Genomic DNA, 15,102 nt, shown 5'->3' on the forward strand with positions numbered 1-15,102 from the left:
GGGTTCGGCAGCGGTGAGAGGTTGCCCCCGCGTTGGGGGGCGGGCGGATTCTAGGCCCGGCCAAAATACACGGTCAAGAATAAGCGCAACAGTTTTTATGTGAAATATGCATGGTCCCTGAACGGGGCACGGTGACATCTTTGGCAATTTAGGGGCGGGCCGGTGCCGCGTTTTGTAGGACGAAGTCTCCGTGCAGTGAGCATGTCCAATAGGGATGCCGTGAGCGATTGGGAACATTGAATTGGACGGGTCCGGCTCCGGGCGTAATCTGGCCGCGCCCGATCGGTTCGGGCGCTTTCGGCTACGCCGCTTCGGCTGCGTGGCTGGACCGATGGGAGCAATCTTTGCTTCCCGAGGCGGGGCGGGACGTGATGCGCCCGCTTGCGCGTCGGCGGCCGCGGCTTCGTGCCAGCCGCCCAGCCCGGTTGTGGCCTCCGGCGGCAACCGGGCTTTCTCTTTCGGAGCGCGTCCCGACCGCCGGCATGGACCCTCCGTGATTCGCGGTGAGAATAGCGGTTTGCCTTTCCACACAGCCGCGCAGCGCGGAGATGACAAGCCAGTGAACCAAGCCACCCTCAAAACCCACGACACCCAGGCGCTGGACGCGCTCACCGGCGGGGCTTTCTCCGCGTCCACCTCGGGCGAGCGGGCCGCGCGGGTCCGCGAATGGCTGGCGTCCGATCCCTCGGCCGAGCTGATGCAGGAGGTGTTCCGCGAACTCAGTGGGCGGGACAAGGGCGCTGCCCGCTTGCTGCGCGAACGGCTGGACGAAATCAAGCGCAGCCGCGGCCAGGAGGCCATCGCGGCCGAGTGGGCGGCCAAGGCCGAGGCCCTGCTGTCGCAGGGCAAGCTGAACATCGCGGACGCGATGGCCTGGCAGCGCGACGCGGCCAAGGCTGGCGCACCGCTCAGCCGCGAACCTCTTGCCGCGCTCAAGGCGCAACTCACCGAACGGATCCGCGCGATCGAAGATCTGCAGCACCGCGTGCAGGTGCAGCGTGAGGCGGCCGTGCTGTTGGCGCAGCGCATCGAGGTGCTGTCCACCAAGCCCTGGCGCGATGCCGAAGCCGCCGCAGAGGCCTTGCGCGCCGACGTGCCCGAGTGGCAGGTGCAGGCAGACGCGCTGGTGCAGGACGCCGGCTGGTCCAGCGTCGATGCCCGGTTCCCCCCACTGCTCGACGCGTCGCGCAGCCAGCTTCAGGCGGTGTGGGATGCGTTCCGCAGTGCGCTGGCGCAAGTGGCAGCGGCGCATGCCGATCCATTGGCTGCGTTGCCGCCGGTGCCGGTGTGGGCCGACGAGATTCGTGCGCTCCGGGGCGTGCCGCCCGAGGCGCCGCCGGCGAAGGCCGCCAAGGCAAAAGTCGATCCCCAGGTGCGCGCGCAGGCGAACGAAGCCGTGGCGGCAGCGCTCGCACGCCTGGAGCAGGAGGTCGGACAGGGGCACGGCAAGGCCAGTGCCGGCGCGGCGGCGGCGTTGCGCAACGCGCTCAAGGAGCACGGCAAGCTGGTGGACGACAAGCTGGAAAGCCAGGCGCATGCGGCGCTCGCCGCCGCCGGCGAGCTGGAGGGCTGGCAGCGCTGGCGCACCGACCAGCTGCGGCACGAACTCGTCGCAAAGGCCGAGAACCTGTTCGAGCTGGTACCGGCCAACCCGCCGGCGGCGCGTTCCGCGGCCGGCGTAGTCAGAGGGGGCCGGCCCGCCAAGGGCGCCCGGGCCAACAGGGCCGCCGAGGCCGGCAGCGGCGCCGAAACCATCGACGCATCCGAGGCCGGCAGCTTTGCCGCTTCGGCCCAGGCGGATGCCACGGCGTCCCCGAATGCCGCCGATGGCACCCCGTCCGCCCATGGCTCGGCACCCGCCGCCGAATTCGATGGGACTGCCCCTGCGGGCGGCACCGACGCTGAGGTCGCCGCTGTGTCCGCAGAGGCCGGCACCGCGAACACCGCGGACGTTTCGAGCGCCGCAAGCACGTCCGACACCGACACCGAAAGCACCTCCGACGCGACCAAGCCGGCAAGCGCAGCGGGCCCCGCAGGCGACACCGACGGCGAAAACAGCACAGGCTGGGCCCGCAAGGCGGACAGCGTCGATGCTGCGAGCGGCACCAGCGCCGCCGATGGCAGCGCGATTGACGCGGCCGCTGAGAGACCATCCGCGCCGGACGGTGTTTCGGCGACCGCACCTGCACCCGCGGCATCCGCCTCCGTACCGCTCCAGCGCCGCCCGCGCTTCGGCGGACGCAAGATGCAGGAGCAACTGCGCAGCCTGCGTGAACAGTGGAAGCAGCTGGACCAGGGCGGCGCACCCAATCACGCGCTGTGGAAGCGCTTCGACGAAGCCTGCAACGAAGCCTACAAGGTGGTCGAAGCCTGGCTGGAGAAGGTCAAGTCCGAGGCGGCCGAGCACCGCAGCCGGCGACTGGCGCTGGTGGAAGAGGTCCGCGCCTGGGCCGCGGCGCATCCCGGCGGAACCGACACCGACTGGAAGGCGTTCAGCCGTGCCATCCACCAGTTCGAAAATCGCTGGCGCGATGCCGGTCACCTCAGCGAACGTGCCTTCGCGGAATTGCAGCCGCAGTGGAAGGACGCGATCGGGGCGGCCGAGGCGCCGCTCGCGCAGGTGCAAAGGCACAGCCTGGAGCGCCGCCACGCCATGATCGAGGAGGCCCGCGCGCTGGGCGCACAGCCGACCCTGCGCATCGACGCGGTGAAGGCGCTGCAGCAGCGCTGGCAGGCGGAGGCGCAATCCGTGCCGATCGAGCGCAAGCAGGAGCAAAAGCTCTGGGACGCGTTCCGCAAACCCATCGACGATGCCTTCAACCGCAAGAGCGAAGAGCGCGAGCGCCTTACCGCCTCGCTGAGCGAGCGTGACCGCGTCGTTCTGGAAGCCTCCAAGGCGCTGGAGGCGGCAAACGCCACCGGCGACGCACAGAAGATCCGCGCGGCGATGTCCGCGCTCGACGCCGCGCTGAAGGGGCAGGCCCAGGCGCGCGCCGAAGTGCAGCAGGCCACCGACGCGCAGCAAACGGGCAGCAGTGCTCCTGCGCAGGCGGCTGCGGCTGGCGACGCCGGCGTGCAAGCTGCGCAGGGCGAGGGCAGCGACGGTGGCGACGCGGCCGAGGGCGGCGCCGCCGCGGAGCCGCCCGCAGCGCCTCCCAAGCCGGCGCCCAAGCCGCTGGTGGTTGCCCGCCGCGGCGACGATCGGCCCGGCATGAAGAAGGACGAGCCGCAGGTGCCGGGGCGTGGCGGCCGCTTCGGCGATCGCAAGCCCGGTGCGCCCGGCGGACGCTTCGGCGACCGTGCGGGCCCTGGCGCCGGCCGCGACGCCGGACGTGGCGGCCGGTTCGGCGGTGACCGGGGCGGCGACCGCGATGGCGAAGACCGCGGGCCGCGGCTCGGGGACGTCGCCTTCCGCGCGCAGCGCGAGGCGCTCGATCACGCACAGCAGACCTTGCGCAAGCTCGCCGCGCAGGCCCATGGCGAAGCCCTCGGGCACCTGCTGGCAGCCTGGGAGCAGCGCCAGCCGGAGCAGGTGCCGAGCGTGGGTGAGCTGGGCAAGGCGGTGTCGCCGGCCGTGCGCGGCAGCTGGGTGCAGGCGCTGGGTCAGGCGCCGTCCGGCGATGCCGCACAGGTGCTGCTGCGCCTGGAGATCGCAGCCGAAGTGCCCAGCCCCGCGGAACACCTCGACGCGCGGCGCATGCTGCAGCTGCAGCTCCTTACCCGCCGCAACGAACCGTCTCCGGCACAGACCTGGGGGCAGGACGTGGCGCAGGTGTTTGGCACTGCGCACCAGCCGCAGGCGGCGCGACGTCTGCAGAACGTGCTCAAGGTGCTGCTGCGCGCTTGAGCGGCGTGAGCGCCTGAGCGCCGCGCGGGCCGGCACAGCCCGTGCGGCCCGGCACGGCACGCCTCTTGGAGCCTCGCGACGGCGCGCCCTCGCTGCGCCATTACCCGAGCGCCGCCTGGGCCGGCCACTTGCCCGGCGGGGCTCCTCACCGCCCGGGCGGAACGAAGAAGCCGTCCAGCAGCGGCATGAGGCCGGGGAACTCGTGCTCGAAGCGCACGCGGTTGACGAAATAGGCCTCGCAGGCCACGGCGAAGAACTCGCCGATGTCGGTGGCGCCGTAGGCGTTGAGCCACGGCGCCTCGGCGCCGAAGCGCTCCGCGAGGATCACCTGTTCCCGAAAGCCCTCGTAGGCCTGCTGCATCCGGGCGGTCCACTCTGCCCGGCCGCGGCGCGATGGCAGAGGTGGGCAGCCATCGGCCACGCCGTCGCGCATGTCGAGCTTGTGCGCGAATTCGTGGATCACCAGGTTGTATCCCTCGGCCACACGCGCACCTCCCGCCTGCACTTCCGACCAGCTCAGCATCACCGGCCCCCCGTCCATGGCTTCGCCGGCTAGCACTTCGGCGTACTGGTGCACCACCCCCGCCGCATCGGTGGCGGTGCGGCGCGCCAGCACTTCGCCCGCGTGGACGACGACGGTCACGAAGTCGTCGTACCAGGACAAGCCCAGGTGCAGCACCGGCAGTACTGCCTGCGCTGCGATCGATACTGCCATCGCGTCGGTGATCTCCAGTCCGCGCGCTCCATGGAACTGCTTGTCCCTCAAAAAGCGGGCGCTGAGCTCGCGCAGGCGTGCGCGCTCGTCTTCGGAGCGCGCCGCGAGGAAGGGATAGCTGCGCAGCACCCCCCGCCAGAGGTCATCGGGAATGGGTGGCGGACGGCGCCACGTGCGCAGCAGGCCGAACATCAGGCGACGTCGATTCGGCGCAGCGACCCGTTGCGTTCCAGCCGCAGCACCTGTGCGCGCGGAGGCGCCGCATCGAGATCCCAGTCGCTCAGCACAATCCGGCTCAACCCCTCGCCGAGGGTGTGGTCGGCGGCACGGTGCGTGTGGCCGTGGATCAGGGTGGTGGCATTCGCAGCGCGCAGCCAATGGCGAACTGCACCGTCGTCCACGTCTGCGTAGCCGGGCAGCGCGCGCTGGTGCGTCTGGCTGTCGGCGCGCATCTGGTGCGCCACCGCCTCACGCTGTGCGAGCGGCTTGCGCAGAAATTGCGCGATCCAGTCCGGGGCATGCACCTGGGCGCGATAGCGTTGATAGGCGGTGTCCGACAGGCACAGCAGGTCGCCGTGCGACAGCAGCCAGCGTGCGCCGGCGAAGACCAGCACGACCGGGTCGGGCAGGCGCGAGAAGCCGCATGCCGCAGCCAGCGCGTCGCCCACGAGAAAGTCGCGGTTGCCGGCCATGAAATACAGGGGGCGCCGCTCGGCCGCCTCGCGCAGCACCTGCGCGCACTCGGCCGCAAAGCCGGGCTGGACCGCCGCGTCGTCTCCGACCCAGGCTTCGAACAGATCGCCCAGCACGAACACCGCATCGGCCGGCGTGGTGCGCATCCAGTGGCGCCACGCATCGAACGTAGCGGCGGCGCCGGCCTGCAGGTGCAGGTCGGACAGGAAATCGACCGCGCCCCAGCCGCTGCCCGCCTCCAGGACCGGGAACGATGCGGGCGCGGTGCCGTCGTGCACGGCCACTCAGACGACGACAGCCTTCTGGATCAGGATGTCGTCGGTGGGAACGTCGTCGTGGAAGCCGCTGCGGGTGGTCTTGGCCGCCGCGATGCGATCGACCACGTCGGTGCCTTCGACCACCTTGCCGAACACGGCATAGCCCCAGCCCTGTCGGCTCGGGGCGGTGTGGTTGAGGAAGGCGTTGTCGGCGATGTTGATGAAGAACTGCGCGGTGGCCGAGTGCGGCTCTTGCGTACGCGCCATGGCAACCGTGTACTTGTCGTTCTTCAGGCCGTTGTTGGCCTCGTTCTCGACCGGCGCGGCGGTGGGCTTTTGCTTCATGCCCGCTTCGAAGCCGCCGCCCTGGATCATGAAGCCGGGAATGACGCGGTGGAAGATGGTGCCGTCGAAGTGGCCCTTCTTCACGTAATCGAGGAAGTTCGCGACGCTCTTGGGCGCCTTGTCTGCATCGAGTTCGATGGTGATCACGCCGTAATCGACGATATGGAGTTCGACGCGGTTCTGGGGCATGGCAGGGGTCCTTCGCTGTGTGCTGGTTCAGGGTTTGAGAATGGTGGCCGCCCGGATCACCACCGGCTTCTTCGGCACGTCGGTGGGGAAGGGGCCGGCCGCACCGGTCGGTGAGGATTCGATCTTGCGCACCACGTCCATGCCCTCGACCACCTTGCCGAAGACGGTGTAGCCGTACAGCTGCGGCGAGCGCTCGAGCGTGGCGCGCGGCACGTTCTGGTACACGCGCCCCTGGTACTCGAACTTTGGCACGGGGTCGCCCGGCGGAATGACGGTCGGGTCGAGGAAGGGGTTGTCGCGCGTGTTGATGAAGAACTGCGCCGAGGCCGAATTGGGGTCGCTGGTGCGAGCCATTGCGACGGTGCCCACCACGTTGCGCGGGCCTCCTTTGGCGAGCGCCTGCTGCCCTTCGTGGGGCACCGGCTCGCGCGTGGGCTTCTCGACGTAGCGGGTGTCGTAGCCGCCGCCCTGCACCATGAAATCGTTGATGACTCGGTGGAAGATGGTTCCGTCGTAGTGCTTGTCGCGTACGTACTGCAGGAAGTTCTCGACAGTGCGGGGCGCCTTGTCCGGGTACAGCTCGATCACGATGTTGCCGGACGTGGTGGACAGGCGCACGCGTGGCGCCTGTCCGGCGACGGCTTCCGGCTTGGCCTCGCTCGTCGGCGCGCTCGTGCTGGCAGCTTGCTGGGCCATAGCACCGATGGGCGCGATCAGCGTGGCGGCGCCCGCGAGGGCGTGGGACATGGCGATGATGGCCGAACGGCGTCGCATCCAGAATGCCGGTTGGTTCATGCGTTCACTCCTTGTTGTTTTCACGTGCGGCTTGCGGCGCGGGGCGTAGCCGGCAACTCCGCTGCCCGGCGGCCTGCGGGAGGAGTCGGCGGGAGATTTCGCGGGAGGTTACCACCGGGCAAGCGCCCTCCGGCGTCGGAGGCGGGCGCGTACGCCGCGTCCCGGCTCAGGGACTGGACGGCGGCGCTGCCCGGCCCTCGCGCTGGACGGGCGGTGGCGCTGCGCCAACGAGCGCCCGCACCGCGGCCAGCCTCGACGGCAGCGCCGCATTGGACGGCTCGAGCTGCGCTGCGCGCTGGTACGAGCGCACCGCGAGCCGCAGGTGGATGTCGCCGAGGTTCGCGTGCGCGGCGGCGTACTGGGGATTCGCGCGCAGCGCCATCTCGAGCGCCGTGCGTGCCTTGTCGAGCTCGTCCTGGGCTGCGAACAGCACGGCGAGGTTGTTGTAGGGCTCAGGCAGCTCGGGGTAGTCCTGCGTCAGGCGTGTGTACGCCTCGATCGCTTCGGCTGTGCGTCCGGTTTCCGCGAGGACGACACCGCGCAGAAAGCGCATCTGCGGATCGCGCGGATTGGCCTCAAGGTATTGCTGCGCATGCGCCAGTGCCTGCGCGGCGCGTCCGTCGCGCATCAGCTGCTGGACCACGGCGTAATCTTGGGTCGGTGCCTGCGCGGCGGCCACGCCTGCGGCCAGGAAGGCGGCGAGGCAGAGCGCAGCGCGCATCGCGAGGGCGCGATGCAGGACGCCAGAGAACGAGGCGGAGCCATTCGGCATGGGGACGTGACAGACCCCGGCCGGGGCCCGCGAGGCGGTTATATACTGCGGCGCATTGTAGCCACGGCCCCCTGCGCGCGCCCCCTTGCGCAGGCCAGCGGCCCGTCCCCTGAATCCCGAAGAACAAGGTTTGTCCGGCGCCGCGCGCGCCGGTCGTGAGCATCCATGAGTCTGCGCATCCACAACACGCTCTCGCGGGCGCTGGAGGAGTTCGCTCCGCTCGAGCCGGGGCACGTGCGCATGTATCTGTGCGGCATCACGGTCTACGACCTCTGCCACGTCGGCCACGCCCGCGCCAATGTGGCGTTCGACGTGGTGCAGCGCTGGCTGCGCGCCAGGGGATGGCGCGTGAGCTATGTGCGCAACATCACCGACATCGACGACAAGATCATCCGACGCGCGGTCGAGAACAACGAGCCCGTGCGCGCGCTCACCGACCGCATGATTGCCGAGATGCACCGCGACTTCGACGCGCTGGGCATCGAGCGGCCAAGCCATGAGCCGCGCGCCACCGACTACGTGCCGCAGATGCTGGACATCGTGCGTGCGCTCGAAAACAACGGCCTGGCCTACCGCGCCGAAGGCGGCGACGTCAACTTCGCCGTGCGACGGTTTCCCGGCTACGGCAAGCTCTCGGGCAAGTCGATCGACGAGCTGCATGCCGGAGAGCGCGTGGCCGTACTCGAGGGCAAGGAAGACCCGCTCGACTTCGTGCTGTGGAAGTCGGCCAAGCCGACCGAACCTGCCGACGCGCAGTGGGACGGCCCCTACGGCCGCGGTCGCCCCGGCTGGCACATCGAGTGCTCGGCCATGTCCTGCGCCTTGCTGGGCGAGACCTTCGACATCCACGCGGGGGGCGCGGACCTGATCTTTCCGCACCACGAGAACGAGATCGCCCAGAGCGAGGGCGCGCATGGCCAGCCCCTGGCCCGCTTCTGGATGCACAACGGCTTCGTCAACATCGATAACGAGAAGATGTCCAAGTCGCTGGGCAACTTCTTCACCATCCGCGACGTGCTGCAGAAGTTCGACGCCGAGACGCTGCGTTTCTTCATCGTGCGCGCGCACTACCGCAGCCCCTTGAACTACAGCGACCAGCACCTCGAGGATGCGCGCGGCGCGCTGCGGCGTCTGTACACCGCGCTCGATGCGGTACCGGCGCAGCCGCTGTCCGGCATCGACTGGCAGCAGCCGCATGCCGCCCGCTTCAAGGCGGCCATGGACAGCGACTTCGCGACACCCGAGGCGGTGGCCGTGCTGTTCGAGCTGGCCAGCGAAGTGAACCGTGGCAAGTCGCCGCAGCTGGCCGGCCTGCTCAAGTCGCTCGGCGGCTGCCTCGGACTGCTGCAGGCCGAGCCGCGCGCCTTCCTGCGCAGTGGCGCCGCGCTTGACGAGGCCACGATCTCGGAGCTCATCGCGCAGCGTGCGGCCGCCAAGCAGGCCCGCGATTTCGCGCAGGCCGACCGCATCCGCGCCGACCTGCTGGCCAAAGGCATCGTGCTCAAGGATTCCGCCGCGGGTACCACCTGGGAGGCGACGACATGAGGATGTCAGCGGCGATCCGCCGGCGGCTCGGGTCCGCTCTCCCGACGCGTGGCCCCGCAGTGCGGGGCAAGCGCTCGGCCCGTGCGCAGCGGCGGGCCGCGTTCGAGCCAGTCGGCGCCGCCTTGCGAGGCGGGGAGTGCCCTGCATGACCGACGCCCTGGGCAGCCCCGTCGAGCCGGTGCAGCCGCACTATTGGCGTGAAGCCTGCGACCACCTCGCGCGCAAGGACCGCGTGATGAACCGGCTCATTCCGCAGTTCGGCGATGCCTGCCTGCGCTCGCGCGGCGACGCTTTCACCACGCTCGCGCGCAGCATCGTGGGCCAGCAGATTTCGGTCAAGGCGGCCCAGAGCGTGTGGGACCGCTTCGCGGCGCTTCCGCGCAAGATGACGCCGGCCAACGTGCTGCGGCTGAAGGTAGACGACATGCGCGCGGCGGGGCTGTCTGCGCGCAAGATCGAATACCTGGTCGATCTTGCGCTTCACTTCGACTCGGGAGCGATCGACGCCGCCGCCTGGGAAGGCATGGAAGACGACGCCATCATTGCCGAGCTGATCGACATCCGCGGCATCGGGCGCTGGACCGCCGAGATGTTCCTGATCTTCCACCTGATGCGGCCCAACGTCCTGCCGCTGGACGACATCGGGCTCATCAACGGCATCAGCAAGAACTACTTTTCGGGCGAGTCCGTGAGCCGCAGCGACGCGCGCGAGGTGGCCGCCGCATGGGCCCCTTTTTGCAGCGTGGCCACTTGGTATATTTGGCGGTCGCTCGACCCGCTGCCGGTAGAGTATTAAGCACGGAGGCTGGACGCCAGAGGTCCGAGATGGAGGAGGGATACCCCGGCTGGTTCCCTGGCCTGCAGCCTCTCGCATCCAGCCCTAGAAAAAGGATCGCCACCTTGGCCAAGAAGACTTTTCTCGACTTCGAGCAGCCTATCGCCGAGCTCGAAGGCAAGATCGAGGAACTGCGCTACGTGCAGACCGAATCGGCCGTCGATATCTCCGACGAGATCGACCAGCTCTCCAAGAAGAGCCAGCAGCTCACCAAGGACATCTACAGCGACCTCACGCCCTGGCAGATCACCAAGATCGCGCGCCACCCCGAGCGTCCCTACACGCTCGACTACGTCAACGAAATCTTCACCGACTTCATCGAGATGCACGGCGACCGGCACTTCGCCGACGACCAGTCCATCGTCGGCGGGCTGGCCCGCTTCAACGGCCAGGCCTGCATGGTCCTGGGCCACCAGAAGGGGCGGGACACGCGCGAGCGCGCCACCCGCAACTTCGGCATGAGCCGCCCCGAGGGCTACCGCAAGGCATTGCGGCTCATGAAGACAGCCGAGAAGTTCAAGCTGCCGGTCTTCACTTTCGTGGACACCCCCGGCGCCTATCCCGGCATCGACGCTGAGGAGCGCGGACAGTCCGAGGCCATCGGGCGCAACATCTTCGAGATGGCGCAGCTCGAGGTGCCGATCATCTCCACCATCATCGGCGAGGGCGGCTCCGGCGGTGCGCTGGCGATCGCGGTGGCCGACCAGGTGCTGATGCTGCAGTATTCGGTGTATTCCGTCATCAGCCCCGAGGGCTGTGCCTCCATCCTCTGGAAGACCTCCGACAAGGCCCAGGACGCCGCGGACGCGATGGGCATCACCGCGCACCGGCTCAAGGCGCTCGGCCTGATCGACAAGATCGTGCATGAGCCCGTCGGCGGCGCGCACCGCGATCACCGCCAGATGGCGGCCTTTCTCAAGCGCGCGCTCAGCGATGCGTGGCGCCAGCTGAACGACCTCAAGCCGCGCGAGCTGGTGGACAGGCGCTACGAGCGGCTGCAAAGCTATGGCCGCTTCAGCGACACCAAGGCCGACACCCGCTGAAGGTCCGCTCGGGCGGGACACTTCGCCACCCGCCGCGAACGAGTCCGCGCGAGACACGATCGTCCGTGCGCTCGCTGCGCTGCAACCCGCGCTGCCCCTAGGCGTCGCCTACAGCGGCGGCGCCGATTCCACGGCTTTGCTGCGCGCTGCCCACGCCCGCTGGGGTGGGCAGGTGCACGCACTGCACGTGCACCATGGCTTGCAGGCCGCCGCCGATGCGTTCGAGGCACATTGCCGGCGCAGCTGCGCGGAACTCGCAGTGCCCTTGCACGTCCTGCATGTCAATGCCCGCCACCGCAGCGGCGACAGCCCCGAAGACGCGGCCCGGCGCGCGCGCTATGCCGCGCTCGCCGCCCTGGCGCGGACGAACGGCCTCGCCACCGTCCTGGTGGCCCAGCATGCAGACGACCAGATCGAGACCCTGCTGCTGGCCCTCAGCCGTGGCGCCGGAGTGCCGGGGCTGGCTTCGATGCCGGCCCGTTTCGAGCGCGAAGGCGTGCAGTTCGAGCGGCCGCTGCTGCAGTTGCCCGGCGCCCTGCTGCGCACGTACCTTGCCGAAGCGGGGATCGAGTGGGTGGAGGACCCGAGCAATGCCGACGTCGGGCTCACCCGCAACCGCATCCGCCGCTTGCTGGTGCCGGCCCTCGAGGCTGCCTTCCCGCAGATGCGCGAGACCTTCGCGCGCTCGGCGCGGCACGCGGCCGAGGCCAAGGAGCTGCTGCAGGCGCTCGGTGCGCAAGACCTCGCCGCCATGGGCGGGGCTCCCGACATCGCGGCGCTGCAGGCGCTGCCGCGTGCGCGGCAGTCCAACCTGCTGCGCCACTGGCTGCGCAGCAGCCATGCCGTCGCTCCGAGCGCCGCCCAGCTCGACGAATTGCTCGACCAGGTCGCGTCCTGCCGTACGCGGAGCCACGGCTTGCGCCTGCGCGTTGCGGCCGGCTTCGTGCAGCGCGAGGGCGGGCGGCTGACCTATACCCCGACGCTATAATTTCGCGGTTTTTGCGCAGGACGCCCGTCCTTGCCGCAGTCGCCTCCGACGGACGGCTGCCCGCGCCATCCACACTCCTTTTTCCATGGCATTGATCGTTCACAAATACGGCGGCACGTCGATGGGCTCGACCGAGCGCATCCGCAACGTCGCCAAGCGCGTGGCCAAATGGGCGCGGGCCGGCCACCAGATGGTCGTCGTCCCCAGCGCCATGAGCGGCGAGACCAACCGTCTGCTGGGCCTCGCGAAGGAACTGGCTCCCGAACGCTCGTCGGACGCCCTCAACCGCGAGCTCGACATGCTGGCCTCCACCGGCGAGCAGGTGTCGGTCGGCCTGCTGTCCATCGCGCTGCAGGCCGAGGGTCTGGAGGCCGTGAGCTACGCCGGCTGGCAGGTGCCCATCCGCACCAACAGCGCCTACACCAAGGCACGCATCGAGTCGATCGACGACAAGAAGGTCCGCGCCGACCTCGCCGCAGGCAAGGTCGTGGTCATTACCGGGTTCCAGGGTGTCGATGAGCGCGGGAACATCACCACCCTCGGCCGCGGCGGAAGCGATACCTCGGCCGTGGCCGTGGCCGCTGCGATGAAGGCGGCGGAGTGCCTGATCTACACCGACGTGGACGGCGTCTACACCACCGATCCGCGTGTCGTGCCCGAGGCGCGGCGCCTGTCGTCGGTGAGCTTCGAGGAAATGCTGGAGATGGCCTCGATGGGATCCAAGGTGCTGCAGATCCGCTCGGTGGAGTTCGCGGGCAAGTACAAGGTCCCGCTGCGTGTGCTGTCCAGCTTCACCCCGTGGGACATTCCGATCGAGGAAGAGGCGAAGTCCGGAACCCTGATCACTTTTGAGGAAGACGAACAAATGGAACAAGCTGTCGTTTCCGGCATTGCATTCAATCGCGACGAAGCCAAGGTTTCCATCCTGGGCGTTCCCGACCGCCCCGGCATCGCCTACAACATCCTGGGCGCGGTGGCCGACGCCAACATCGAGGTCGATGTCATCATCCAGAACATCTCCAAGGACGGCAAAACCGACTTCAGCTTCACCGTGCACCGCAACGACTATGCGCGCACGGTGGACCTGCTCAAGACCAAGGTGCTGCCCACGCTAGGCACCGACCGGCTCGAAGGCGACACGCGCATCTGCAAGGTGAGCATCGTGGGCATCGGCATGCGCAGCCACGTCGGCATCGCAAGCAAGATGTTCCGCTCGCTGTCGGAGGAGGGCATCAACATCCAGATGATCTCGACCAGCGAGATAAAGACCTCCGTCGTCATCGACGAGAAGTACATGGAACTGGCCGTGCGCGCACTGCACCGCGCCTTCGATCTGGACGCTCCCGCAGAGTGATCGCGCCCCCGTCATCGGGTATCATCGCGGCTGCACAGGAAACGTGACCGAGAGGCCGAAGGTGCTCCCCTGCTAAGGGAGTATGCGGTGTAGAGCCGCATCGAGGGTTCGAATCCCTCCGTTTCCGCCAGTTACCCCCCAGCTTGCAAACTTCGCGCCTTTCGCGCCTCTTTGGCAGCTGTGGCGGCACCAAGCCGAACGGTTCCGCCGGGAGGCGCGACAACAACCAAACCCCTCGCCCGCGCCACGTGCTGCAGGTTCTGCCTGCACCGGCCGCGCTCGCGCTGGCGTGGCGCATCAACAATCTTGTGACGGACGGCGCTGCTGCGCCGCAGCGCGACCACGCAAAGCCCTGGCCAGCTGGCCGCAAAGGCGCTCAAGACAAACCTGTTGGGGTGGCGCGGCAACGGTTCGCGTGCCTTGGTGCGCCGGGGAGCGCTACTCGCACGCGGGTACTTCAGCCGATAGGCCCGAGGAGGCGGAGCAGCGGCAGTTCTCCGCCGCGCAGCTCACGCCGTGCAGCACGGCTGGATCGCCAGATCCAGCTGACGGCCGAGCCGATGCCCTGACCGTGGACCAGCCGCCTTCGCAGTACTGAGCGACGCCGGAGCCAAAGCTTCGGCCAGCAGTATGAGCGCTGCTAGAGGTGGCGGCGCTGCCCCACTAAGGCCGCCGGCGCCGGCACTCGTGGCCCTTGCGTGAACACCCAGATGCCGATCAACACCAGCACCGTACCGGCGACGATCCAGCCGGTGAACGGCTCGTCGAGCAGGAGGGTGCCCATGACGATGGTGGACAGCGGGCCGACCATGCTGACTTGTGCATACAGCTGCGCGCCGATGCGCTCGATAGCCATCATCACCAGCAGCACCGGCACGGCCGTGCACAGCGTCGCGTTCAACACCGACAGCCAGATCACCTCGGGTGCGAGGGCGAAGGCGGCGTCCCAGGGGCGCAGCACCATGTACTGCGCGATGCAGCACAGGCAGGCGAAGGACGTGGCCAGGCCGACCAGCCGCATCGCGCCGAGTGTCTGCACCAGTTGCCCGCTGAAGACCAGATAGACCGCGTAGCTCACCGCGCTGGCGAACACCAGGGCGAAGCCCAGGATGGTGTCCGGGCCCACGGCGCCCAACTCACGGCCGAACACCATCGCCACGCCCGCATAGCTGATCGCGGTGCCCGCTACCTGCATGCGATGGAACGGCTTCTTGTGGAGCGCCCAGCCCAATAGCAGCACCAGGGTCGGTGTCAGATAGAGCACCAGCCGCTCGAGCGACGCCGTGATGTAGACCAGGCCGGCGAAGTCCAGAAAGCTGGCCAGGTAATAGCCGGAAAAACCCAGTCCCGCCACGCCCATCCACTCGCGTCCCGTGAGCCGAGGTTTCCCGCGGCTGGACCACCATGCCATGGCGACGAACAGCGGCAGCGCGAAGACCATGCGCAGCATGAGCAGGGTCACGGCGTCTACGCCATGGCGGTAGGCGAGCTTGGCGATGATGGCTTTGCCGCTGAAGGCGACGGAGCCGGCGGCGGCGATTGCGAGGCCGGGCAGCAGGCTGGAGGGAATGACGGCAGTCACGCCGGCATTGTGCGAGTGGGACGCTCGTCGCCGCACGCGCTGCGGGCGAGCGCGCGAGGTGAAATCTTTTCATGGGCGAACAGTCGCAAAGCGAATGGCCCGATCTCGGACAGGCCCCAACATAATCGCCGCACGCGAAGTG

Annotated in this window: 12 protein-coding genes and 1 tRNA gene; 7 read left to right on the forward strand and 6 right to left on the reverse strand. The window is 68.9% G+C overall.

Going from position 1 to position 15,102, the window contains the following annotated elements; genetic code table 11:
- Positions 1–559: 559 nt before the first annotated feature.
- Positions 560–3,847, forward strand: a complete 3,288-nt coding sequence (locus WG922_RS15525; protein WP_340283641.1) for a DUF349 domain-containing protein — start codon at positions 560–562, stop codon at positions 3,845–3,847.
- 145 nt (positions 3,848–3,992) lie between these two features.
- Here the strand turns inward: WG922_RS15525 and WG922_RS15530 are convergent, their stop codons facing one another.
- From WG922_RS15530 to WG922_RS15550, 5 genes are all read right to left on the reverse strand, one after another.
- Positions 3,993–4,754: a M90 family metallopeptidase gene (locus tag WG922_RS15530; protein ID WP_340283642.1), complete on the reverse strand. Its 762-nt coding sequence runs from the start codon at positions 4,752–4,754 to the stop codon at positions 3,993–3,995.
- On the reverse strand, positions 4,754–5,533 hold the full coding sequence (locus tag WG922_RS15535; RefSeq protein WP_340283643.1) for a UDP-2,3-diacylglucosamine diphosphatase: 780 nt from the start codon (positions 5,531–5,533) through the stop codon (positions 4,754–4,756). The genes WG922_RS15530 and WG922_RS15535 overlap by 1 nt, the downstream gene beginning before the upstream one ends.
- A gap of 6 nt (positions 5,534–5,539) precedes the next feature.
- Positions 5,540–6,046, reverse strand: coding sequence for a peptidylprolyl isomerase (locus WG922_RS15540; RefSeq protein ID WP_340283644.1), 507 nt, complete (start codon positions 6,044–6,046; stop codon positions 5,540–5,542).
- Between the two features lie 27 nt (positions 6,047–6,073).
- Positions 6,074–6,793 (reverse strand): peptidylprolyl isomerase, encoded by a 720-nt coding sequence (locus WG922_RS15545; RefSeq protein ID WP_445322841.1) that lies wholly within the window; start codon positions 6,791–6,793, stop codon positions 6,074–6,076.
- A gap of 214 nt (positions 6,794–7,007) precedes the next feature.
- Positions 7,008–7,562, reverse strand: a complete 555-nt coding sequence (locus WG922_RS15550) for a tetratricopeptide repeat protein (protein ID WP_340283645.1) — start codon at positions 7,560–7,562, stop codon at positions 7,008–7,010.
- Between the two features lie 216 nt (positions 7,563–7,778).
- Here WG922_RS15550 and cysS point away from each other — a divergent pair, with 216 nt between their 5' ends.
- The 6 genes from cysS to WG922_RS15580 all read left to right on the forward strand — a co-directional run bounded on the left by cysS (position 7,779) and on the right by WG922_RS15580 (position 13,508).
- On the forward strand, positions 7,779–9,158 hold the full coding sequence (gene cysS, locus WG922_RS15555; RefSeq protein ID WP_340283646.1) for a cysteine--tRNA ligase: 1,380 nt from the start codon (positions 7,779–7,781) through the stop codon (positions 9,156–9,158).
- Between the two features lie 145 nt (positions 9,159–9,303).
- Positions 9,304–9,954, forward strand: a complete 651-nt coding sequence (locus WG922_RS15560) for a DNA-3-methyladenine glycosylase family protein (protein WP_340283647.1) — start codon at positions 9,304–9,306, stop codon at positions 9,952–9,954.
- 104 nt (positions 9,955–10,058) lie between these two features.
- Entirely contained in the window at positions 10,059–11,036 is a 978-nt protein-coding gene (locus WG922_RS15565) for an acetyl-CoA carboxylase carboxyltransferase subunit alpha (protein WP_340283648.1), read from the forward strand.
- Positions 10,999–12,024 carry a tRNA lysidine(34) synthetase TilS gene (gene tilS, locus WG922_RS15570; protein ID WP_340283649.1) on the forward strand — a complete coding sequence of 342 codons (1,026 nt, stop codon included), beginning with the start codon at positions 10,999–11,001 and terminating at the stop codon, positions 12,022–12,024. The genes WG922_RS15565 and tilS overlap by 38 nt, the downstream gene beginning before the upstream one ends.
- A gap of 85 nt (positions 12,025–12,109) precedes the next feature.
- Positions 12,110–13,378 carry an aspartate kinase gene (locus WG922_RS15575; protein WP_340283650.1) on the forward strand — a complete coding sequence of 423 codons (1,269 nt, stop codon included), beginning with the start codon at positions 12,110–12,112 and terminating at the stop codon, positions 13,376–13,378.
- Positions 13,379–13,415: 37 nt separating this feature from the next.
- Positions 13,416–13,508: transfer RNA gene (locus tag WG922_RS15580), tRNA-Ser, on the forward strand.
- Between the two features lie 510 nt (positions 13,509–14,018).
- Here the strand turns inward: WG922_RS15580 and WG922_RS15585 are convergent.
- Positions 14,019–14,960 carry a DMT family transporter gene (locus WG922_RS15585; protein WP_340283651.1) on the reverse strand — a complete coding sequence of 314 codons (942 nt, stop codon included), beginning with the start codon at positions 14,958–14,960 and terminating at the stop codon, positions 14,019–14,021.
- Between the last annotated feature and the right edge of the window lie 142 nt (positions 14,961–15,102).

The sequence above is a fragment of the Ramlibacter sp. AN1015 genome (assembly GCF_037726105.1).
GTDB lineage: Bacteria > Pseudomonadota > Gammaproteobacteria > Burkholderiales > Burkholderiaceae_C > Ramlibacter.

What these genes read in the sequence shown, in the direction of transcription:
- WG922_RS15540 (WP_340283644.1), bottom strand. Translation starts at nt 6,046, where the DNA reads ATGCCCCAGAACCGCGTCGAACTCCATATCGTCGATTACGGCGTGATC.
- WG922_RS15530 (WP_340283642.1), bottom strand. Translation starts at nt 4,754, where the DNA reads ATGTTCGGCCTGCTGCGCACGTGGCGCCGTCCGCCACCCATTCCCGAT.
- tilS (WP_340283649.1), top strand. Translation starts at nt 10,999, where the DNA reads ATGGCCGCTTCAGCGACACCAAGGCCGACACCCGCTGAAGGTCCGCTC.
- cysS (WP_340283646.1), top strand. Translation starts at nt 7,779, where the DNA reads ATGAGTCTGCGCATCCACAACACGCTCTCGCGGGCGCTGGAGGAGTTC.
- WG922_RS15575 (WP_340283650.1), top strand. Translation starts at nt 12,110, where the DNA reads ATGGCATTGATCGTTCACAAATACGGCGGCACGTCGATGGGCTCGACC.
- WG922_RS15550 (WP_340283645.1), bottom strand. Translation starts at nt 7,562, where the DNA reads ATGCGCGCTGCGCTCTGCCTCGCCGCCTTCCTGGCCGCAGGCGTGGCC.
- WG922_RS15560 (WP_340283647.1), top strand. Translation starts at nt 9,304, where the DNA reads ATGACCGACGCCCTGGGCAGCCCCGTCGAGCCGGTGCAGCCGCACTAT.
- WG922_RS15545 (WP_445322841.1), bottom strand. Translation starts at nt 6,793, where the DNA reads ATGTCCCACGCCCTCGCGGGCGCCGCCACGCTGATCGCGCCCATCGGT.